The sequence below is a fragment of the Amycolatopsis sp. WAC 04182 genome (assembly GCF_003947465.1).
Lineage (GTDB): Bacteria > Actinomycetota > Actinomycetes > Mycobacteriales > Pseudonocardiaceae > Amycolatopsis.
Map to the genome: position 1 here is coordinate 21,192 of NZ_QHJJ01000006.1, position 20,838 is coordinate 42,029.

The 20,838-nt window shown below is 66.9% G+C and carries 20 protein-coding genes, 2 tRNA genes and 1 other RNA gene; 15 read left to right on the plus strand and 8 right to left on the minus strand.

Going from position 1 to position 20,838, the window contains the following annotated elements; translation table 11 throughout:
- Window positions 1–162: 162 nt before the first annotated feature.
- Window positions 163–1,167, plus strand: a complete 1,005-nt coding sequence (locus tag DMH01_RS29390; protein WP_199745707.1) for a PDZ domain-containing protein — start codon at window positions 163–165, stop codon at window positions 1,165–1,167.
- An 86-nt stretch (window positions 1,168–1,253) separates the two neighbouring features.
- On the opposite strand, the gene DMH01_RS29395 is transcribed toward DMH01_RS29390, so the two are convergent.
- The gene (locus DMH01_RS29395) at window positions 1,254–1,802 is read right to left on the minus strand and encodes a PPA1309 family protein (RefSeq protein WP_125680475.1); all 549 of its coding nucleotides are present in this window, start codon (window positions 1,800–1,802) and stop codon (window positions 1,254–1,256) included.
- A gap of 156 nt (window positions 1,803–1,958) precedes the next feature.
- Between DMH01_RS29395 and DMH01_RS29400 the strand changes: the two genes are divergently transcribed.
- Both DMH01_RS29400 and DMH01_RS29405 read left to right on the plus strand, forming a co-directional pair.
- Entirely contained in the window at window positions 1,959–4,955 is a 2,997-nt protein-coding gene (locus DMH01_RS29400) for a UPF0182 family protein (RefSeq protein WP_125680476.1), read from the plus strand.
- 67 nt (window positions 4,956–5,022) lie between these two features.
- Window positions 5,023–5,096, plus strand: a tRNA-Met gene (locus tag DMH01_RS29405).
- 197 nt (window positions 5,097–5,293) lie between these two features.
- Here DMH01_RS29405 and DMH01_RS29410 read toward each other — a convergent pair.
- Window positions 5,294–6,745: an FAD-dependent monooxygenase gene (locus tag DMH01_RS29410; protein WP_125680477.1), complete on the minus strand. Its 1,452-nt coding sequence runs from the start codon at window positions 6,743–6,745 to the stop codon at window positions 5,294–5,296.
- A 93-nt stretch (window positions 6,746–6,838) separates the two neighbouring features.
- Between DMH01_RS29410 and DMH01_RS29415 the strand changes: the two genes are divergently transcribed.
- The 8 genes from DMH01_RS29415 (at window position 6,839) to DMH01_RS29450 (ending at window position 12,736) form a co-directional block, all read left to right on the plus strand.
- Window positions 6,839–7,432 carry a TetR/AcrR family transcriptional regulator C-terminal domain-containing protein gene (locus DMH01_RS29415; RefSeq protein WP_125680478.1) on the plus strand — a complete coding sequence of 198 codons (594 nt, stop codon included), beginning with the start codon at window positions 6,839–6,841 and terminating at the stop codon, window positions 7,430–7,432.
- A gap of 83 nt (window positions 7,433–7,515) precedes the next feature.
- Window positions 7,516–7,589, plus strand: a tRNA-Met gene (locus tag DMH01_RS29420).
- A 279-nt stretch (window positions 7,590–7,868) separates the two neighbouring features.
- The gene (locus tag DMH01_RS29425; protein ID WP_034322153.1) at window positions 7,869–8,369 is read left to right on the plus strand and encodes a PadR family transcriptional regulator; all 501 of its coding nucleotides are present in this window, start codon (window positions 7,869–7,871) and stop codon (window positions 8,367–8,369) included.
- A 66-nt stretch (window positions 8,370–8,435) separates the two neighbouring features.
- A complete protein-coding gene (gene prfB / locus DMH01_RS29430; protein ID WP_125680479.1) occupies window positions 8,436–9,539 on the plus strand; it encodes a peptide chain release factor 2 in 1,104 nt (367 codons plus the stop codon).
- Between the two features lie 135 nt (window positions 9,540–9,674).
- Entirely contained in the window at window positions 9,675–10,364 is a 690-nt protein-coding gene (gene ftsE / locus DMH01_RS29435; protein WP_005168409.1) for a cell division ATP-binding protein FtsE, read from the plus strand.
- A 51-nt stretch (window positions 10,365–10,415) separates the two neighbouring features.
- Complete coding sequence (ftsX, locus tag DMH01_RS29440; RefSeq protein WP_125680480.1) at window positions 10,416–11,309, plus strand: permease-like cell division protein FtsX; 894 nt, start codon at window positions 10,416–10,418, stop codon at window positions 11,307–11,309.
- A 51-nt stretch (window positions 11,310–11,360) separates the two neighbouring features.
- Window positions 11,361–11,843, plus strand: a complete 483-nt coding sequence (gene smpB / locus DMH01_RS29445) for an SsrA-binding protein SmpB (RefSeq protein ID WP_034322147.1) — start codon at window positions 11,361–11,363, stop codon at window positions 11,841–11,843.
- The gene (locus DMH01_RS29450; RefSeq protein ID WP_125680481.1) at window positions 11,840–12,736 is read left to right on the plus strand and encodes an amidohydrolase family protein; all 897 of its coding nucleotides are present in this window, start codon (window positions 11,840–11,842) and stop codon (window positions 12,734–12,736) included. The genes smpB and DMH01_RS29450 overlap by 4 nt, the downstream gene beginning before the upstream one ends.
- On the opposite strand, the gene DMH01_RS29455 is transcribed toward DMH01_RS29450, so the two are convergent.
- The 5 genes from DMH01_RS29455 to DMH01_RS29475 form a co-directional block, all read right to left on the minus strand.
- Entirely contained in the window at window positions 12,726–14,051 is a 1,326-nt protein-coding gene (locus DMH01_RS29455; RefSeq protein WP_125680482.1) for an acyltransferase, read from the minus strand. The genes DMH01_RS29450 and DMH01_RS29455 overlap by 11 nt on opposite strands.
- Before the next feature lie 93 nt (window positions 14,052–14,144).
- Window positions 14,145–14,396: a hypothetical protein gene (locus DMH01_RS29460; protein ID WP_125680483.1), complete on the minus strand. Its 252-nt coding sequence runs from the start codon at window positions 14,394–14,396 to the stop codon at window positions 14,145–14,147.
- Between the two features lie 81 nt (window positions 14,397–14,477).
- The gene (locus DMH01_RS29465; RefSeq protein WP_125680484.1) at window positions 14,478–15,119 is read right to left on the minus strand and encodes a response regulator transcription factor; all 642 of its coding nucleotides are present in this window, start codon (window positions 15,117–15,119) and stop codon (window positions 14,478–14,480) included.
- Between the two features lie 52 nt (window positions 15,120–15,171).
- On the minus strand, window positions 15,172–16,311 hold the full coding sequence (locus DMH01_RS29470; RefSeq protein ID WP_125680485.1) for a sensor histidine kinase: 1,140 nt from the start codon (window positions 16,309–16,311) through the stop codon (window positions 15,172–15,174).
- Window positions 16,308–16,985 carry a sensor domain-containing protein gene (locus tag DMH01_RS29475; RefSeq protein WP_125680486.1) on the minus strand — a complete coding sequence of 226 codons (678 nt, stop codon included), beginning with the start codon at window positions 16,983–16,985 and terminating at the stop codon, window positions 16,308–16,310. Before DMH01_RS29475 ends, DMH01_RS29470 begins: the two co-directional genes overlap by 4 nt.
- A gap of 155 nt (window positions 16,986–17,140) precedes the next feature.
- Between DMH01_RS29475 and ssrA the strand changes: the two genes are divergently transcribed.
- From ssrA to DMH01_RS29495, 4 genes are all read left to right on the plus strand, one after another.
- Window positions 17,141–17,513, plus strand: a transfer-messenger RNA (tmRNA) gene (ssrA, locus tag DMH01_RS29480).
- Between the two features lie 133 nt (window positions 17,514–17,646).
- Window positions 17,647–18,627 carry a type IV toxin-antitoxin system AbiEi family antitoxin gene (locus tag DMH01_RS29485; protein WP_158633261.1) on the plus strand — a complete coding sequence of 327 codons (981 nt, stop codon included), beginning with the start codon at window positions 17,647–17,649 and terminating at the stop codon, window positions 18,625–18,627.
- A complete protein-coding gene (locus DMH01_RS29490; RefSeq protein ID WP_158633262.1) occupies window positions 18,596–19,393 on the plus strand; it encodes a nucleotidyl transferase AbiEii/AbiGii toxin family protein in 798 nt (265 codons plus the stop codon). The genes DMH01_RS29485 and DMH01_RS29490 overlap by 32 nt, the downstream gene beginning before the upstream one ends.
- Window positions 19,394–19,557: 164 nt before the next feature.
- On the plus strand, window positions 19,558–19,773 hold the full coding sequence (locus DMH01_RS29495; protein WP_125680489.1) for a hypothetical protein: 216 nt from the start codon (window positions 19,558–19,560) through the stop codon (window positions 19,771–19,773).
- Here the strand turns inward: DMH01_RS29495 and DMH01_RS29500 are convergent.
- The gene (locus tag DMH01_RS29500; protein ID WP_125680490.1) at window positions 19,761–20,546 is read right to left on the minus strand and encodes an IclR family transcriptional regulator; all 786 of its coding nucleotides are present in this window, start codon (window positions 20,544–20,546) and stop codon (window positions 19,761–19,763) included. The two genes, DMH01_RS29495 and DMH01_RS29500, sit on opposite strands and share 13 nt — an antisense overlap.
- Window positions 20,547–20,838 lie beyond the last annotated feature (292 nt).

The following is a 20,838-nucleotide window of genomic DNA, read 5'->3' on the forward strand; positions in this document are numbered from 1 at the left end:
GTGGAGAGATGAGCGTGGCCTTCACCGAGAAGCGAACACCGTCACCGTACGCTGTCACGCGTGACAGAGCCCTCGGAGGAGACCACAGGAGCGCGGAGCCGTGCGGGCTCCGCGGGTGACCAGGACCGCTCCGAACGGCGGCTGACCCGGCGCGGCTGGACGCTGCTGGTCAGCGGCACGCTGTTCGTCGCCTTCGCGCTGGTCGGGTTCTTCATCCCCGTGCCGTATGTGGCGATCAGTCCCGGGCCGACCTACGACACCCTCGGCAAGGACGCCGCCGGGCAGTCCGTGATCCAGGTCAACGGGCACGAGATCTTCCAGACCTCCGGCGAGCTGCGGATGACGACGGTCTCCCTGCGCGATGGCGGCATCACGCTGTTCAACGCGCTCGGGCTCTGGGCGAGTGGCCGGTACGCGCTGGCGCCGCGCGAGGAATACTTCAAGCCGGGCGAAACCAACGAGCAGGTCCGGCAGGAGAACATCCAGCAATTGCAGGACTCGCAGACCGCCGCTCAGGTCGCCGCGCTGCGCCGCAAGTTCCCGGTGAAGGTGCTCGCGAAGACGATCGTCTCCGGCAGTCCCGCGGACAAGGTGCTCGCTCCCGGCGACCGGCTTCTGGTGGTCAACGGGCAGACCGTCACCGAGGCGACCGAAGTGCGCGCCGCCCTCAACGGGACGAAGCCCGGGCAGACCGTCCAGATCACCTTCAAATCCGACGGGCAGGCCGAACGCACCGTGCCGCTCACGCTCGCGCAGCGGCCCGATGGGCCGGAAGGTTTCATGGGCCTGACTGCGGTGGACCGGGCCGACGTTCCGTTCGACGTGAAGATCTCGCTGCAGGACGTCGGCGGCCCGTCGGCTGGCCTGATGTTCGCGCTCGCGATCGTCGACAAGATGGAACCCGGCGACCTCGCCGGTGGCAGGCATATCGCCGGGACGGGCGAGATCTCCGAGAAGGGTGAGGTCGGCGCGATCGGCGGCATCTCGTTCAAGGTGGTCGGCGCTCGCGAGGCAGGCGCCACCGATTTCCTCGTGCCCGCGCACAACTGCGCCGAGGCGAAGACCGCCGCGCCCGAGGGGCTGAACTTGATCAAGGTGTCCACGCTGGACGAGGCGATCGCGCAGCTCGAAAACCTGAAGGCGGGAAGGCCGACCGCCTCCTGCTGACCGCCGGGGGAGCAAGGGACCTTTGCTATCGCCCGCCGCGCGCCCGGGCTGGCGATAGCAAAGGTCCCTTGCTCTCTTTTCGCAGGTCAGGGCAGCAACGTCGCCTTCAGTGCTTCGAGCAGGTTGGGGGCCAGTTCCGGGTTCTCGATGATCTCGTCGACAGGGACGTCACCGGGTTCGGAGGGCTGCCCGGCCCCGCGAAGCCGCATGACGCAGGCTCCGGCGCCATCCCGCAGCACGGCCGCGACGAGGCGGGCTTCGGTCCGGCGCGGGTGGTCGGCGGCCGCTTGACGCAGGCGTTCGGCATCGGTCTCGGGCACGACGGGAAGCTCGGCTTCGGCGTCCGGCGGCAGCACGATGATCTCCTGCGCGAGCGCGCAGCCCAGCACCAGATCGGGCCACGCGATCTGCGCCAGCGCTTCACCCAGGTCACCGTCCGGCAGAGCCTCCTGCGCGACGGGCGTCAGCGGGGCGGACGCGTCGAGTTGCCCGGCCAGTTCGGGTTGTTCGTCCAGCAGCGCCGCGGTCGGGACCAGCGCGAACAACTGCGGGGGCTGGTCCCAGCCTCCCGAAGCGACGAACTCCTCGACTTCGCGGGCCAGGCCGGCCACGCCCTGCTGCTCACTCGGTGCCATTGGCACATCGTTCCAGGCGGCCGGGACAGTGGCCTTCCGAGTCCGGTTTGGGCGGGTTCCGGGAACTTCCGACGGCATCCGTAGAGTTAGAGCATCAGGGGCCGCACGCGGTACGCGCGCCCCCGCGAAAAGTTCACCAAACCAGGAGCGTGTGCAGTGGCCACTCGGCCCCCCGTGAGCCTGCCGAAGCTGTCCCGGCGCAGCCGGATACTGCTGATCATCGCCGCCGTCGTCATTCTGGCCCTGCTGCTGGGCGCGAGACTGCTGGACACCTACGTCGACTGGTTGTGGTTCGGCGAGGTCGGCGCCCGCACGGTGTTCAGCACGGTGTTGATCACTCGTGTGGTCTTGTTCTTCGCAGTAGGCCTCCTGGTGGGAGGGTCGCTCGCGGTCAGCTTGATGATCGCGTACCGGTCCAGGCCTGTCTTCGTGCCGATTTCCGGCAACGACGACCCGCTCGCGCGCTACCGGTCGGCGATCGTCGGCCGGATCCGGCTGTTCGGCATCGGTATCCCGGTGCTCACCGGGCTCATCGCCGGCGCGTCCGCGCAGAGCGACTGGCAGGTCGTGCAGCTGTTCCTGAACGGCACGCCGTTCGGCCAGACCGATCCCGAATTCGGCAACGACGTCGGCTTCTACGCCTTCGATCTGCCGTTCTACAACTGGCTCCTGGGTTGGCTGTTCATCTCGGTCGTCATCGCGTTCTTCGGTGCGCTGATCTCGCACTACATCTTCGGCGGCATCCGGCTCGCGGGTAAGGGCGGCCAGCTCGCCGGCCCGACCCGAGCCCAGCTCGCCATCACCATCGGCATCTTCGTGCTGCTGAAGGCGGTCGAGTATTTCTTCGACCGCTACAACCTTCTGTTGTCCGATCGCGGAGCTCCGCTGTTCGTCGGTGCGACCTACACCGACCTGAACGCGGTCCTGCCCGCGAAGCTGATCCTTCTGTGCATCTCGGTGATCTGTGCCGTCGCGTTCTTCGCCGGTGCGTTCCTGCGCAATCTGCAGCTGCCCGCCATCGCACTGGTGCTGCTGATCCTGTCGAACGTGCTCGTCGGCGTCGCGTGGCCCGCGGTACTCGACCAGTTCTCCGTGAAGCCCAACGCGAACGAGAAGGAATCCGCGTCGATCCAGCGCAACATGGACGCGACCCGTCAGGCGTTCGGCCTGACCAACGTCGAATACAAGGACTACACCGGCAAGTCCGAGGCGACCTCCGCGGAGATCAAGGCCGACAAAGGGACCGTCCCGAACATCCGCCTCCTCGACCCGAACGTCCTGAGCGACACGTTCACCCAGCGCGTCGGCCGTGAGAACTTCTACGGCTTCCCGTCCAAGCTGGACATCGACCGCTACACCCTCAACGGGGTCACGCAGGACTACATCGTCGCGGCCAAGGAGATCAAGACCGAAGGCCTCACCGGCAACCAGACGAACTGGATCAACAAGCACCTCGTCTACACGCACGGAAACGGTTTCGTCGCCGCGCCGGCCAACACGATCGACCGCGCGCTGAAGGACGCCAACTCCGACGGCGGTTACCCGATCGCCACCACCAGCGACACCCAGAACCCGTCGGGCGCCGGGTCGACCGACCCGAACAAGCCGGGCATCAAGGTGGAAGAGCCCCGTATCTACTACGGCGAGCTCGCGACCGACGCCGCGTACGCGATCGTCGGCGGCAAGGCGGGTCAGGCTCCCGGCGAGTACGACACCGCCGTCGACCGTGCCTACATCTACAAGGGCTCCGGCGGCGTGCCGATCGACAACTGGTTCAACCGCCTCGTTTTCGCCGCCGAGTACGGAGAGCGCAACATCCTCTTCTCCGATGCCATCGGCGACGGATCCAAGATCATGTTCAACCGCGAACCCCGTGATCGGGTCGCCAAGATCGCCCCGTGGTTGACCCTCGATGGCGACCCGTACCCGGCGGTCGTCGACGGCAAGATCAAGTGGATCGTCGACGGCTACACGACGATGAACAACTTCCCGTACGCCCAGCAGACCCAGCTCGGCCAGGCGACCAACGACTCGCTCAGCGGCACCACCCGCCAGGCGAACTCCTCGATCAACTACATCCGCAACTCGGTCAAGGCCACCGTCGACGCGTTCGACGGCACCGTGACCCTGTACGGGGTCGAGGACAACGAGCCGGTGCTCAACGCCTGGAAGAAGGTCTTCCCGGGCCTGGTCAAGCCGAGCAGCGAGATCTCGCCGGACCTGCGGTCGCATTTCCGCTACCCCGAAGACCTCTTCAAGGTGCAGCGGGAACTCCTGTCGAAGTACCACGTGAACAACCCCGCGGAGTTCTACGCTCAGCAGGCCTTCTGGAGCGTTCCGCAGGACCCGACGCAGGAAGGCGGCGTGAACGCGTCCGCCTCCGGGATCGCCAATCAGCCCGGCTACTACGTCCTGGCCACCGCGCCGGGCGATTCCAAGTCGCGGTTCCAGCTCACCAGTTCGCTGACCGGTCTCCAACGGCAGTATCTGGCGGCCTGGATGTCGGTGTCTTCGGATCCCGAGGACTACGGGAAGATGCGCGTCCTGAGACTGCCGACAGGCGCCAGCGGATCCACCCAGGTGGATGGTCCCGTCCAGGTCCAGAACCGATTCCAGAGTGACCCACGGGTCGCGCAGGACCGGACACTGTTCAACAACCCGAACGTCACGGTCACCTACGGAAACCTGATCACGCTCCCCGTCGCCAATGGCTTCCTCTACGTGGAACCGGTCTACATCCGGCAACGGAACCAGCTGAGCTATCCGCAGCTGGCCCGTGTCCTGGTCTCCTACGGCACCAAGATCGGGTTCGCGCCGACGCTGAACGAAGCGCTCGACCAGGTCTTCGGGGCGGGCACGGGCTCCGGGGTCACACCGCCGCAGACCGGCGGCACCCCCGGGCCCACGACACCGCCGCCGCCGGGGACGACGACGCCACAGCCGCCGGCCGGCGGTAACCCGGCGCTCGACAAGGCCGCGGGCGACATGCACGACGCCTGGGTCAAGTTCCGCGCCGCCCAGCAATCCGGGAACTACGCCGACCAGGGCGCCGCCCTGGCCGCACTCGAAGCGGCCTCCAAGGCCTACGAGTCGGCCAAGGCCACCCCGCCGGCATCCGGTGCGCCCCCGACCTCCGGCCAGCCCGGAGGGTGACGTCGCTTACCTAAAGGGCACCTGCTTTGCGCCTGCTGGAAACGCAGGCGTAAGGTAGGTGTCACGACGCGGGGTGGAGCAGCTCGGTAGCTCGCTGGGCTCATAACCCAGAGGTCGCAGGTTCAAATCCTGTCCCCGCTACAGAGGTAGGAGGCCCGTGTCTGCGGAAAACGCAGACACGGGCCTCCTTCGTTTTTGTCCCGGGGGTCGAACCCCCGGACCCCCGCCAGGGAGGCTCCGCCCCCTGGACCCCCGGAGCGGTCGGTCGGGTAGGTGTTCCCGGTGGTGGTGGGAGCAAGGGACCTTTGCTATCGCTGCGGGGGAGCGGGGGACCTTTGCTACCGCGTGGGGGCGACCCAGCAGGCATAGCCATCGGGGCGGTATAGGACGGCTTCCGTGGACGGCCACGGCAGCGTGGTGACCAGCTGGGTGGTCAGACGCGGCGAGTGGGCGTGGGCCCGGGCGGCGTCGACGTGGGCCTGAGTGGTCGTCAGGAGCACGAAGCCGCCGTCGCGGAAGAGCGTGCTCGGACGAAGCGGGCCGTCCTCTGTGTTGACGTCCTGGTCGGTGAGCCGCGAGCCGAGCGCGGGATGCGACGTCCCGTGCGTCGTGTAGCGGATCCCGAGGCCGGAGACCATGCCCGCCAAGTATCGACTCACGTCGGGCAGCGCGGTCATGTCGGCGAAAAGATCGCGAAGCGCGCGAGTCTCGTGAGACCGCGGAGTCAGCCCCAGTTGAGCGGCGACGTTGTGCAGCACTTGCGCGCCGACGGGGTGCCGCTCGGCCTCGTAGGTGTCGAGCAGGTCGTCACCGGCCCATCCGCGCACTGTCGCGGCGAGCTTCCAGCCCAGGTTCATGGCGTCCTGCACGCCCAGATTCAGCCCCTGGCCCCCTGCCGGGAAATGGATGTGCGCGGCATCGCCCGCCAGCAGTACCCGCCCGGCGCGGTAGTGCTCCGCCTGCCGCGCCGCGTCGGAGAACTGTGACGCCCAGCGGATTTCCGACACCGTCGCCGTCTCACCGTACGAGTCGAGCAGGGCCTGCCGGACTTCGTCGTGGGAGATGGCGGACCGGATGTCCTTGGGCCGCGAGGCCCTGTCGCCGTACACGAAGCGGTAGAGGCCCGGTTCTCCCAGCGGGATCAGGCCTTTGAACGTGGTCGCACCGGTCGGCTCGCCGACGTTCCGCATCGTTCGCCACTGTTTTTGCGCACCGGCGGGGATTTTGTCGAACAGCACGTCCGCGACCACCCCGAAACCTTCACCGTCCACACCGGGAAAGTCCACGTCGAGTCCTTTGCGTACAACGCTTCGAGCGCCGTCACAGCCGACGAGGAACTTCGCGTGCAGCCGGTTATCGCCACCGTCTGTTCGGTACCGAACAGAGACGAAGTCCTTCTCCTGCGCGAAATCGATTACCTCGGCGCCGCGGCTCACCTTCGTTCCTTGTGCGGCAAGCCGTTCCTCGAGGTACGCCTCGACCTGTGCCTGCGGAATCCCCAGCTGGAAAGGGAATCGAGTGCCCCACCCGTCGTAGCCGAGGGGGATCATCGCGAAATGCCCGTCCTGCACCGTCGCGAACGAACGCTCCTCGGCGCCGTCAAGAAGTCCGCGCAGCTCCAGCATTTCCGCGGTTCGCGGCTGCAGGTTCAGTGCCTTCGACAGTCCTGTGCGTTCGTGATGCCGTTCCAGGACCACGACATCGACGCCGGCGAGCGCGAGTTCGTGGGCCAGCATCAGCCCCGTCGGCCCTGCTCCGGCCACGATCACGTCCGTCCCCAGGTTGTTCATACCACTCCTTAACGACGTTAAATTGACCTGCGGCCAGCGTGCCCTTAACATCGTTAAATTGTCAAGGAGCTTCCACTGAAAAGAGGGACGAAAGTGGGTCTGACCAGGCAGGACATCGTCCGCGCCGGGCTTCGACTGCTCAACGACGTCGGGCTCAACGGACTGACGCTCCGCCTGATCGCGCAGGAACTCGGCGTCAAGGCGCCCGCGCTGTACTGGCATGTGAAGAACAAGCAGGAGCTGCTCGACGAGATGGCGACGCTGATGTACGCGGACGCGATGCCGGGTCGTGTTCCCGAAAACGCGGGGGAGAGGGAGGCTCTCGAGCTGGCGTCACGGGCTTTGCGCCGGATGATGCTCGCTTACCGTGACGGGGCGAAGGTGTTCGCTGGGACTTTTCTGACCGACGAGAGCCTTCTCGGTGACAATCCGCTTCAAGGGCGCGTCGACGCGGGGCTCGAACCGCACCTGGCCGGACGGGCGTTGTTCACCGTCTACAGCTACGTCGTCGGTTTCACCATCGAAGAGCAGGCCGTTTACCCGGTTCCGGGTGAACGGGACCCGCGTTACGACGTCACGCCCACGGCCTGGGTGTTCGACGAGGACGTCGAGGGCAGGTTCGCCGACGGGCTGACCATGGTGCTCAACGGCGTCTTCGGCTGGCTGGATGACAAAGTTGCGCCATAAAGGCTGGTCAAAGGCCCTTCCGGAAGTTAGGGGTACCCGCCTGAAAGCACGTTTCGGCCCCATGTAATCTATTAACACAACGACGCGGGGTGGAGCAGCTCGGTAGCTCGCTGGGCTCATAACCCAGAGGTCGCAGGTTCAAATCCTGTCCCCGCTACAGAGAAAACGAGGCGCGGGTCTGCGGAAATCGCAGACCCGCGCCTCTTTGTTGCCCTGTTCCGTAGCAAGTGCGCCCTTCGAGGCGATCACTCCCCGTTGTTGGGCGGGGCGGGGGACGGGTTCCGCTGTCCGTGACGAACGCCGGTTGCGTAGCGTGTCCGGTCCATTGTGGACAGGCGTAGTGCGTTGGGCCGAATGAGCGCATATCACTAGCCACAATGGACAGATGTGCTGACCACAGTGGACACAGGTTCCGAAAAGTGGGACCGTAGAGGACGTGTCCGAATTGAATGCAACAGCCGCCGCACTGCTCGGTCTTCTCCACGACGGTCCCGCCACGGGCGGGCAACTGGTCGCGGGGGCGGGTGAGCGTTTCGGCGCCTTCTTCAGCGTGACCCGCAGCCAGGTGTACCGGGAGCTCCCCGCCTTGTCGAAGGAGGGCCTCGTCCGCCTCGGCAAGCAGGGCCCGCGGTCGAGCCAGCAGTACCTCATCACCGCGGCGGGCAAGAAGGCGTTCAAGACGTGGCTGACCTCCGAAGCCGGTCCTGACCACCTCCGCAGCCCGCTGATCCTGCGTCTCGTGCACGCCGGTTCGCTGACGGTCAAGCAGCGTTCGGCCCTGCTCGAGTCGGCCCGTGCGAGCTACACCCAGCAGCTCGACGAGGCCAAGGCCGCCACGAAGGCCGCCGACGGTCCGTACGCCAAGGCCGTCGCCGAGTTCGCGCAGGCGCAGGCGAAAGCCGCACTGAAATTGCTGGATTCCATCCCCCAGTCCTGACCCGGACAGGTGCCCACGGCCGGTTCCCCGCAACCGGCCGTGGGTTTTGCCGTAACCTTGGCCGACGTGAGTGATGAGTTCGATGCGGCACTGAAGGACCTGGCCGGCAAGCTGACGCAGATCGAGTCGGTGATGGACCTGGATGCGCTGCGTGCCCAGGTGGCCGAGCTGGAGGAACAGGCGTCCAGCCCGAACCTCTGGGACGACCCCGAAGCGGCGCAGAAGGTCACCAGCCAGTTGTCCCACCGGCAGAGTGAGCTGCGACGCATTTCCGAGCTGCGGCAGCGGCTCGACGATCTGGGCGTCCTGTATGAACTGGCCGAGGCCGAGGGCGACTCAGCCAGCGTGACCGAGTCCGAGACCGAGCTCACGGCGCTCACCAAGGACATCGACGGGCTCGAGGTCCGCACCCTGCTGTCGGGTGAATACGACCCGCGCAACGCCGTGGTCACCATCCGGTCCGAAGCGGGCGGCGTCGACGCGGCCGACTGGGCCGAGATGCTGCTCCGGATGTACCTGCGGTGGGCTGAGCGCCACAACTACCCCACGGACGTCTACGACATCTCCTACGCCGAGGAAGCGGGCATCAAGTCCGCCACCTTCAAGGTGACGGCGCCCTACGTCTACGGCACGCTCTCGGTCGAGCAGGGCACGCACCGCCTGGTGCGCATCTCGCCGTTCGACAACCAGAGCCGCCGTCAGACCTCCTTCGCGCACGTCGAGGTGATGCCCGAGGTCGAGGAGGTCGACCACGTCGACATCCCCGAGAAGGACATCCGCGTCGACGTGTACCGCTCGTCCGGCCCCGGTGGCCAGAGCGTCAACACGACGGACTCGGCGGTGCGGATCACGCATATCCCGACCGGCGTGGTCGTTTCGTGTCAGAACGAAAAGTCGCAGCTGCAGAACAAGGCGGCCGCGATGAAGGTCCTCCAGGCGCGGCTGCTGCAGCGGAAGAAGGAAGAGGAGCGCGCCGAGATGGACGCGCTCAAGGACGGCGGCTCCAGCTGGGGCAACCAGATGCGCTCCTACGTGCTGCACCCGTACCAGATGGTCAAGGACCTGCGGACCGAGTTCGAGGTCGGCAACCCGTCGTCCGTGCTCGACGGCGAGATCGACGGTTTCCTGGAGGCCGGCATCCGCTGGCGCAAGCAGTCCGGAGCCGCGTAACAACCCTGCGTGAGAGAGCAAGGGACCTTTGCTCTCACTTTCCGAAAGAGAGTGAGAGCAAAGGTCCCTTGCTCGCTTGGCCGCCGGGACCGGGCTACCCGGGCTTAACGACGGGCATGGGTAGTATGCCGAACCGTGATCCGGCTCGAAGAGGTTTCCAAGGTCTACAAGACCTCGACCCGTCCCGCCCTCGAAAGGGTGTCGGTCGAGATCGACAAAGGCGAGTTCGTCTTCCTGATCGGTCCTTCGGGATCCGGGAAGTCGACCTTCCTGCGTCTCCTGCTGCGCGAAGAGGTGCCGAGCAAGGGTCGCGTCATGGTCTCCAACTTCGACGTCGCCAAGCTCGCCCGTCGCCGGGTGCCGCGGCTGCGGCAGACCATCGGCTGCGTCTTCCAGGACTTCCGTCTGCTGTCGAACAAGACCGTCGCCGAGAACGTCGCCTTCGCGCTCGAAGTCATCGGCAAGCCGCGCCCCACGATCCGCAAGGTCGTGCCCGAGGTGCTCGAACTCGTCGGCCTCGACGGCAAGGCCGACCGTCTCCCCAACGAACTCTCCGGTGGTGAGCAGCAGCGCGTCGCGATCGCCCGCGCCTTCGTGAACCGCCCGCTCGTGCTGCTCGCCGACGAGCCGACCGGGAACCTGGACCCCGACACCAGCCAGGACATCATGTTGCTGCTGGAGCGGATCAACCGCACCGGCACGACGGTGCTGATGGCCACCCACGACCATTCGATCGTGGACTCGATGCGGCGAAGGGTCGTCGAGCTCCAGCTCGGCAAGGTCATCCGTGACGACGCCCGAGGCGTCTACGGCATCGGCCGCTGACCGGCCCCGCCCTCCTCCGTAACCCACGACTTCCAAGGGACATCAACCCCGATGCGCGCCAGTTTCGTCTTCAGCGAGGTAGTCACCGGCTTGCGCCGGAACGTCACGATGACCATCGCGATGATCCTCACCACCGCGGTCTCCCTCGCCATGCTCGGCTTCGGCCTGCTGGCGGTCGGCACGATCGACAAGATGAAGGCCAACTTCCTCGCCGACGTCGAGGTTTCGGTCTATCTGGTCAACGACATCAGCGCGGGTGACCCGAACTGCTCGCAGTCCGCCTGCCAGTCGCTGCGCCAGGACCTGCAGGGCAACGACGGCGTCGAGTCGGTCGTGTTCGAGAACCGCGAGCAGTCCTACGAGCGGTTCAAGAAGATGTTCGAGAGCCAGCCGGAACTGCTCGCGCTGACCGGGCCGGAGGCGCTGCCCGCGTCGCTGCACGTCAAGCTGAAGAACCCCGAGCGCAGCCAGGCGATCATCCAGGAGTACACCGGCAAACCGGGCGTCAGCAAGGTCGACGACCAGCAGAAGGCACTGGACCGCGTGTTCAACGCGCTCAACGGTGTGCGGAACCTGGCCTTCGGCGCCGCGCTGATCATGGCCATCGCCGCGCTGCTGCTGATCGCCAACACGATCCAGGTGTCGGCGTTCACCCGGCGCACCGAGGTCGGCATCATGCGGCTGGTCGGCGCGACCCGGTGGTACACGCAGCTGCCGTTCCTCCTGGAGGCGGTGGTCGCCGGCCTGGTCGGTGCGATCATCGGCATCGTCTTCCTCGTGCTCACCAAGGTGCTGTTGCTCGACTTGGTGCTCACCGGGGACGTGTTCCCCGCGGTCGGCATGCTCGAATTGCTGTTCCCGGTGGCGCCGATCCTGCTCGCCGTCTCGATCGTCATTTCGGCGATCACCGGCTACGTGACGCTGCGCCTGTACGTGCGCCACTAGCCGCCCGATAACCACCTGCCCGAACACAGAAACTCACGTAGAGTCGCCGCTATGCCCAAGGAACGTGGACACAAGGTGATCGTGTCGAACCGCAAGGCTCGCCACGATTACTCCATCCTCGATACCTACGAAGCCGGTCTCGTGCTCGTCGGTACCGAGGTGAAGAGCCTGCGTGAAGGACGGGCATCACTGGCGGACGCGTTCGCCACGGTGGACGACGGCGAGGTCTGGCTGCGGAACGTGCACATCCCGGAGTACGTGCAGGGCACGTGGACGAACCACACGCCGCGGCGCACCCGGAAACTGCTGCTGCACCGCCAGGAGATCGAGAAGCTCATCGGCAAGACCAAGGAGAGCGGCCTTTCGCTGGTCCCGCTGTCGATGTACTTCAAGGACGGCAAGGTCAAGGTCGAGATCGCGCTGGCGAAGGGCAAGAAGTCCTACGACAAGCGGCAGGACATCGCCAAGCGGGACGCGGACCGCACCATCAGCCGGGCCATGGGCCGGGCGCTGAAGGGCCGGTACAACGATTGATCCACGGGCCAGCGTCGGACGCCGAGATCCCCGGTTGGATCTCGGCGCTCGGTATCGACGGACTCGTGGACCTTCACCTGCATTTCCTGCCGAAGCAGGTCATGGACAAGGTGTGGGCCTACTTCGACCAGGCCGAAGAGCACTACGGCATGGCCTGGCCCGTGCACTACCGCACGCCGGAAGAAGAGCGGATCGAAACCCTGCGCTCGTTCGGCGTGCGCAGGTTCGCGCCGCTGGTCTATCCGCACAAGCCGGGAATGGCCGAATGGCTGACGTCGTGGGCGCTGGAGTTCGCGGAACGCGTCCCCGAGGCGGTGCCGACCGGCACCTTTTACCCGGAGCCGTCCGCGCTGTCCGTTGTGGACGGAGCGCTGCGCGCGGGCGCCCGCTGTTTCAAGGCACACGTCCAGGTCGGGGCCTACGACCCGCGTGACGAGCTGCTGGACGGCGTCTGGGGCGCGCTGGCGGACGCGGGTGTCCCGGTGGTCGTCCACTGTGGACACGGTCCGTTGAAGGGCGCCTACACCGGGCTACGGCTGTTCGAGGAGATCCTCGTGCGGCATCCCGGCCTGACACTGGTGCTCGCGCACGCCGGCATGCCGGAGATCGACTTCGCGTTCGAGCTGGCCAGGAAGTATCCGCGGGTGTACCTCGACACCACGATGGTCGGGGTGGAATTCACTTCGCGCGGCAACCCGCTCCCGCCGGACTGGACGGACCTGCTGGCCGAATTCCCCGACCGCGTCGTTCTCGGCACCGATTTCCCCAACATCCCGTACTCGTACGCCACACAGCTGCAGGCGATCGCCGGCTGGGCCGCCGACGATCGCCTGGGTGAGCCGTTCCTGCGAGCGGTGCTGCACGACACCCCCGCGAAACTGCTCAGCGTTTGAGCTGTGCCACCTCGGTGACCGAGACGGCGCGGCCGAGCAACCGCGTTCCCAGCTCCGAAACCTGGATCTGCTTGCCCGTCAGGAGGAATCCGCCCGTCGCCAGCGCCACCCACGGTGCCGGGCCCTGGGCGAGACCGTCGCTCAGCGGGGCGAAACCGTGCGCTGCCAAGCCCAGCAGGCCGCCCGCGATCGCCAGCCCGGCCACCACCAGCTGAGGCGTGTGGGCGGTCGAGGCGGGGCCGGAATTCTGCGTTTCGAAACGAGCGAACATCCGCAGCAGACCGAAGAGCACCAGTCCGCAGGCGCCGAGCCAGGCCGGGAGCATCGTCAGCCACAGCACGGAACCCGGCTCGGGAGTTTCGTAGCCAAGGCCGTAGACCGCGACACCGGAGACGACGATCAGCGCCGGCATGTGCCACAGGTAGACGCTCATGAACCGTGGGCCGATCCACTTCAGCGCGGCGTCGAGACCCGGCCGGGTGGCCATGGCGTTCAGCTGCGGTTTGAAGGCCAGCAGGAGCCCGATCTGGCCGATCGCGAGGAAGGCCAGCAGCACGGTCGGCGGGCTCATGTTCGACACCGGGGCGCCCGGCATGCCGATCATGCTCGCGGGGTACGGGCCGAAGGCGACCATCAGCGCGGTGATACCGAAACCGGCGCCCGCCATGCCCAGCGCGGCGTTGCGGCTCAGCGCACCGAGACGGCCTTGCGTGTAGTGGAAACCGAGCTGGTGCACGGCCATCCAGACGAAGATCGCGTTCGCGAAACCGATCAGGCCGAGGTCGTTGAAGCGGGCGACGTCGACGAGGACGGCGGCGGCGAGCATCACGAGCGGGACCTTGAGGCCCCAGCGCCGGTGCGCGGCGGCCATCAGCGGGGTGAGCAGCACGGTGAGCACGTACACGGCCAGGAACCACAGCAGCTGCGCGGCGATCGCTCCGCCGACCTGCAGCGGCTGCTCCGGAATGCCCATCCCGCGCAGGATGTCCGGGACGAACAGCCAGACGGCCACCAGCGGCAGCACCGGGATCATCAGCCGCTTGAGGCGGGCCGCGAGCCAGGAACGGGAACTTTCCGCGCGGTTCAACGAGATCAGGTTCGCCGCACCGCCGGCGAAGAAGACGAGCGGCATGACCTGACTGAGCCAGGTGATGACCCACCAGCCGGGGGTCGCGAGGGCGTTCCCGGTCGAGAGGTGGCCGTCGGCGTACGAGAGCACCGGCATTCCCCAGTGCTGAACGACGACCGCGAGGATCGCGACCGCTCGGACGATGTCCAGGAACCTGTCCCGGCCCTGTTTCTGGCTCGTGTGCATGGAAAAGAGCCTGCTGCTTCGGGACCGTGAAAACAGCGGTGCGGGCCGCCGTATCGATCTTCTTGTTTTCGCCCTCGGAAGGTGGAGTTTTCCCTACCCCACGCCGTCCGGCTCGGGCTCCGGCCGCGGCGCCGGCTCCGGGACGGGGGCGGCGCACAGCCGGAATTCCCAGCAGTCGTCCTCGGCGAGGCCGAGTTCGTAGCGGGTCTCGATCTTGGGCCCGTCGTGCAGATGGACGTGTTTGAGGACGGTGCCCGCGACCGGCTCGGTGTCACCGAGCTCCTGGACGCGTCCGTCGAGAGGGCCGCCGAAGAAACGGGCGCTGTGGGAGGGCCTGTCGGTCATGGGTCCTCCTCGGTCCGGCGCGTCACCCACCTACAGTCTGCCCATGTTAGGTGAGTGACGGCTTCGCCACCAAGAGCTACTTCAGCGTCCTAAGTAAGTGAGGACCGCGCGGACCCGGCGGTGTTCCACCGAACTCGCTTCGAGACCGAGCTTCGAGAAGATGTTGCCGATGTGCTTCTCGACCGCGCCGTGCGAGACGACGAGCGAGTTCGCGATCGCGGTGTTCGACAGGCCCTGCGCCATCAGGCCCAGCACCTCGGACTCGCGGGCGGTGAGGGCGTCGAGCGGGTTCTTGCGTCCACGGGCCATCAGCTGCGCGATGACGTCCGGGTCGATGGCCGTGCCACCGCCGGCGACACGTTTGACCGCGTCGAGGAAGTCCCCGACGTCGGCGACGCGTTCCTTGAGCAGATACCCGACTCCGCCCGCGCCGCCGGACAGCAGCTCGACCGCGTAGCTCTCCTCGACGTACTGGGAAAGCACGAGAACAGGCAGGCCCGGGATGGCGTCACGGGCGCCCAGTGCGGCGCGCAGGCCCTCGTCGGTGAAGGTGGGCGGCATCCGCACGTCGACGATCGCGAGGTCCGGCCGGTGCTCCTTGACCGCGGCCAGCAGGTCGTCACCGTTGTCCACGGCCGCGACGGTCTCGATGTTCTCGTCGGCGAGGAGGCGGATCACCCCCGCGCGCAACAGAACCGCGTCTTCGGCGATGACAACCCGCATGCTGCCCCCAGCGTCGTGAGTGAATGGCAGAGCCTATTCACTCACGAGCGGGTCACCATTGGCACGGCAGGTCCGCGCGAATCACGGTCGGGCCACCGGGCGGGCTGACGACTGTGATCACGCCGTCGATCGTGGCCGCCCGGTCGGCGAGCCCGGCGAGGCCGCCACCTGGCCGGACTTCGGCACCACCGTGCCCGTTGTCGGTGATCTCGACGATGACCATCGAGTCGGTGCGCCACACCTTCACACCCGCTTCGGTCGCTCCCGAGTGCTTCGCGATGTTCGTCAGCGTCTCGCCGACGATGAAGTAGGCCGTGGTCTCGACCGCGGCGGGGGGCCGCGGTTCGACGTCCACCTCGACGTCGACGTGGATCGGCGATTTCGCGGCCTGCGCGGACAAGGCGGCGTCGAGACCGCGGTCGCCGAGCACGGCCGGGTAGATCCCGCGGGCGAGATCGCGCAGTTCCGACACCGCGAGCTTGGCGTCGAGGTGCGCCTCGTCGATCAGTTCGCGCACCGCGTCCGGATCCTGGTCGAACTTCGACTTCGCGCGGCCGAGGCTCATCGCGACGGCGACCAGGCGCTGCTGTGCGCCGTCGTGCAGGTCCCGCTCGATGCGGCGGCGTTCGGCCTCGGCGGCGTCGACCCCGCGAGCCCGCGACGCCTGCAACCGCTCGGCCTTCTGCTCCAGCCGCTGCGTGCGGTTCGGGCCGAGTAGCGAGAACGCCAGGTTGCCGTGCAGCCAGCCGAGCCACGGGGTGACCCAGATGGCCATCGGCAGCAGCACGATCGACGCGATCGCGATCGGAAGCTCCAGGCACGCCAACGGGAACGCCGCCATCAGGTAGGCGAGGTCGCGCCACGTCGTCGCGTCGGTCAACCGGGTCAGCCAGCGCTTGACCAGCGAAAGCCCCTCGACCGGCAGGCGTTCGACCGGCTCCAGCGGAGTCTCGAGCATCGTGCGCGCCCAGCCCCGTTCGCGGTCGGCGGACCAGCGGATGAAGCTGGTCGTGGCCATGAGGATCGGGAAGCCGATCCACACCACCGCCGTCGCGATGCCGACCGCCAGGCCGACGACGATGAGAACGAACTGGAGGAGCCGGAACACGAAGCTGACGATCATGTAGACGATCGACCTCAACGGCCGCGGCCGCGGAATCCCCACCTGCGGTACCTGCTGGTCGATCGTCATCCGTGAACCTCGCCCCATGAATCCTCCAGACGGCGGCGCTGGGCGTGGGTCGGCCCGAGCAATGCCGTCGCCAGCCGGGCGTGCATCCCGGCCAGCGCCTTCGTCAACGCTACCGACAGGGCGATGCAGAGCACCCCGAGCGCCGCCCAAGGCAGCGCCGAGACCGTCGAATCGACGGTGAACCACGCGTTTTCCCAGGTCGGGAAGCGGTACTCGCCGCCGGGCAGGAAGCGGTAGTAGATCGGCAGGCCGGCGAGGCCGAGGCTGGTCGACCAGAACGTCGTGACCAGGACGAACTCGATGATGCCCAGCGGGAAGAGCAGGAAGAAGTAGGCGAGGTCGCGCCAGGTCGAGCCGTCCTTCAACCGGGCCTTCCAGCGCACGGACTGGCCGGCGGCGGGCAGCGGGAGATACGGCAGGTCGATGTAGCGGTCGAGCAGGGCGTACACCCTGGCGCGCTCCATCCGGGCCGCGCCGCGGACCGACAGGATCACGAGCGCGAGGATCGGCAGCCCGATCCAGACGATGGCCGTGCCGATGCCCAGCCAGCCGAATGACATCAGGAGCGCGAACGCCACGATGCCCATCGGCAGGTTCATCAGCAGGTAGACCAGCGAGCCGCCGAACGACGGATCGGCCCTGCTCAGCTCCCGCTCGGCCGCTAGCGAGCTCATGGTCGTGCTCCTCTCTGGTGCGAGGAGTCCAGCATCGCGCTCGCGCGTGCTCGCTGACATGGTGCCCACGGGCATCTCCCAGGTGGGGCTAGCCCCACCTGCGGGAATAACCCGGTTGCCGACCGAGTTATGATGTACAGGTTGTGTCCCACCAAGGGGGTGAACGGTTTCGACTTTGGTCGTTGAATCAGGAGAAGCGTGCCGGTGCAGGCGAGAGACCACCGTAAGCGTCATCGCAAACCAATAAGCGCCGAGCCTAAGAGCCAGCGCGAGTTCGCTCTTGCTGCCTAAGCAGTAGAGCAACTCTGTCGGTCCGGGGTCGCCTCCGACCCGGTCACCGGCATCAGCTAGGAGGCTTACCGCCACACTCGGCTACGGGGTGTGGTTGGGAAACAAACAGTGGCTGGGCTCGTCACTTCAGCTTGTTCGCGTGACTGAAGGGGCCAAGTAGAGACATAGCGGACTGCGCACGGAGAAGCCCTGGTGATGCGCCAGAGGACCCGGGTTCAATTCCCGGCACCTCCACTGGTCGACGAAGCGGCCCTGCCCCTGAGGGGGCGGGGCCGCTTCTTTGCGTGTGGGCCGAGGTGACAGGGTTGCGCGCGGGCGGTGATGCGTTCAATATATGTGTATGTTCAATTTGAATGAACATGATGACTTGTTGAACAAGGAGCTTCGATCCCGGCTCCAAGAGCTGGGGCTCGGGAGTGAAGTACTCGACGGCGCCCTGCTGAAGCTCACCACGCGGTCCGGTGCTGTCCGGACCTATGGTGTCGAGTTCAAGCAGCGGATGACCGCGGAACTGGCCACCGCGGTCCACTTCCCGCCGTCTCCTCCACCACTGCTTTTCACCACGTACCTCAGTGAACCGGTCGCCGAGCGGCTGCGCGCCCGGGGCATCGACTACCTGGACACGGCGGGCAACGCACACCTCGCCTGGGATGACGTCCTGATCGATGTCCGAGGTCGCCGCAAACGCACCGTGCCGGCCGGACGAGCCTCGTCGCGAGGTGCGGGAGCCTTCGGCCGGGCCGGGCTTCAAGTCATGTTCGTCCTGCTCAGCTGGCCGGAGACGGCCGCCGTTCCGTACCGTCGGCTGGCCGAGATGAGCGGTGCGTCGCTCGGTACGGTCAAGACCGTCGTCGATGAGCTCACCCGCGCCGGCTACCTGTACGAGCGCGGGGATGAGCGACGGCTCGCCCGAGGGGCCGAGCTGCTCGACCGGTGGTCGGAGGCTTACTCGATCACCCTGGACACTTCGTTGGCGCTCGGCGAGTTCGCCGCGGCCGACCTTTCGTGGTGGCGCGACGCGGAAGCCGACTTGCTTTCCTCGGGGGTTCAGGTGGGCGGCGAAGCCGGGGCGAGCCTCATCGATCCGCATCTGCGGCCCGCCTCGCTCACGCTTTACGCCGACGGGCTGCCGGCGCAGGTCATCGGCCGGAATCGGTTGGCACGAGCGGAAAACGGCGGCAACGTCCACATCAGACGCCGGTTCTGGCAGGCGCCCGAGCCGGAGTCGTGGATCGTGCCGTCGCCGCTGATCTACGCTGACCTGCTGGCCTCGGGCGATCCGCGTCAGCGCGAGCACGGCGACCGGATTCGGAGCGATGATGATCGACTTAAGCGCATCGACCGAACCTGATCTCCGGCTCGCCGCGAGAGTCCTGGCTCGGGTCGATGCCGTAGCGCGCGCGGCGGGAGTCGAGTACCTCGTGGTCGGGGCGACGGCGCGCACGATCTTGTCGATCGGGCTGGTCGGTGGACCACCCGAGCGGGCAACCCAGGACATCGACATCGCCGCCGCGATGGGCACTTGGGACGATTTCGAACACTTCGTCAGTCGGCTGGAGCGACATGGCCGGAGCGCGCATTCGTTCCTGGTGGAGGGCGTCGAGGTCGATGTGCTGCCTTATGGCGGCATCGAGGACGAAGACCGGACCGTCCTCTGGCCCGACGACCATCGGATGAACGTCCGCGGATTGCGCGAAGCCGTGGCATCGGCCGAGTCGGTGCTCCTGCCCGGCGGGGTCCTCACCAAGGTTCCCGCGGTACCGGCATTGGCTCTGCTCAAGCTCTTGACCTGGTGGGATCGGCGAGCCACGACCACGCGCGACGCTGTCGACCTCGGGACGATGATCGGCTGGTACTCGGCGGGACCATATTGGGACCGGCTCTACGACGAGGAGCTCGAAGTCCTCGAACGGCACGGCTTCGATCCGGCGCTCTCGGGCGCCTGGCTACTGGGGTCGCATATGCCTGGTCTGTTGGATCCCGCAGGCGTCGCGGTGCTGCTCGGCATCGTCGATGACGCGGACGCATTGGGCCGGTTGGGCAACGACGTTCGTGTCACGCGTGGGCCGGAGCTCGTCGGTGCGTTGGCCGAGGGGATCAAGGACGCGGTCTTGTAGGGATGGGGCATTTGAATCACGCAGAGTAGTGAAATCTAGATCGTTTTTGTCTCAATTCACCCGCGCCGGGAACTGTCGCGCGGTGGGATGTCATGCTGAGTGTCCGACCATGGCCCTCTTTCGAAACGACCCCGTGTCGCCGGAGGGCCGGAAGAAGGTGGCAGATGACCTGGGCTAGGCATTCCAGTCGTCCCGACCCCGCTGAAGACCAGAGCCGGATGGCCGGAGTGCGAGCGGAGGAAGAAGTCCGCCTCACGCTGCAGAACGGCAGGGCCGCGCGAACCGTCGCAGGGCACGCTTCGGATGCTCTCGACTGTGCTGAACTGCTGGCGATGCTCGGGCTCGAGGGAGTCCAGAAGAAGCACGCTCAGCGCATCTGACCCCCGATCCGGGTGGTCAGTTCGGCCGCGGTCAGACGGACCTCCTCGGCGAGGTCCGGCCAAGTCTCCTCACACCCCTCGGCTCCCGGGCAGAGGTGGCGGAGGGTCACGCTGATCGCGGCCATCGGCCGGCCGCCGTGGTCGAAGACCGGGCAGGCCACCGAGGCGAATCCTTCGGTGACGTGTCCATCTTCGACCGCCCAGCCGAGCCTGCCCTCCGCGTTCAGCGTCCGGCGTAGCTCGGCGAGGGTGCGCGGGCCGCGACCGGTGCGCAGGACGAACGCCGACGCGTTCGGGAAGAGCGCGCGGACGTGCGGCGACGGCAAATGCCGCAATATCGCCCTGCCCGACGCCGTGAGCTGGCCAGGCAGCCGGACGCCGACCTCGGTCACCAGGGTTTCCGGGCGGGTGGGGCGCTCTTTGACCAGGTAGAGCGACTCGTTGCCGTGAAGCACGCCCAGATGCGCGGTGTGGCCGACGCGGTCGGCGAGTTTGCGCAGCAGCGGGAGCGCGAGCCGTTCCAGCGGGTCGTGCCGTAGGTAGGCCGAGCCGAGCTCGAACGCGGCGATACCGAGACCGTACCGGCGCTCGGCGGGCAAGTGCGTCACGAAACCGGCGGCTTCCAGTTCGGCGAGCAGGTGGTACGTCGTCGAACGCGGAAGGCCGAGTTCGCGCGCGATCGCGGCCGCCGACACCGGGCCCGGGCGCGCGGCGAGGGCGCGAAGGATGCCGAGGCCGCGTCGCAGAGCCGGGACCTCGCTGCTCTCACCCATGCCGACCTCCTGTTTCGCTTCGGCGGGGGAGCAAGGGACCTTTGCTACCACTTCTCTCAACGTTGAGGTAAGTGGTAGCAAAGGTCCCTTGCTCTCTTTCCGCAGGTGACCGTGTGGATTTTGGGACGTCAGATGTCCCGAAATCCACACGATCGGTATGCATGGCTACGCGGAGCAAGGGGTGTGTGGAAATAGGGACACTCAACGTCTCTATTTCCACACACCCCCGCCGCCGCGGTAGCAAAGGTCCCTTGCTCCCACCGTGCGTGTCTTGGATACCAGACACAACCAC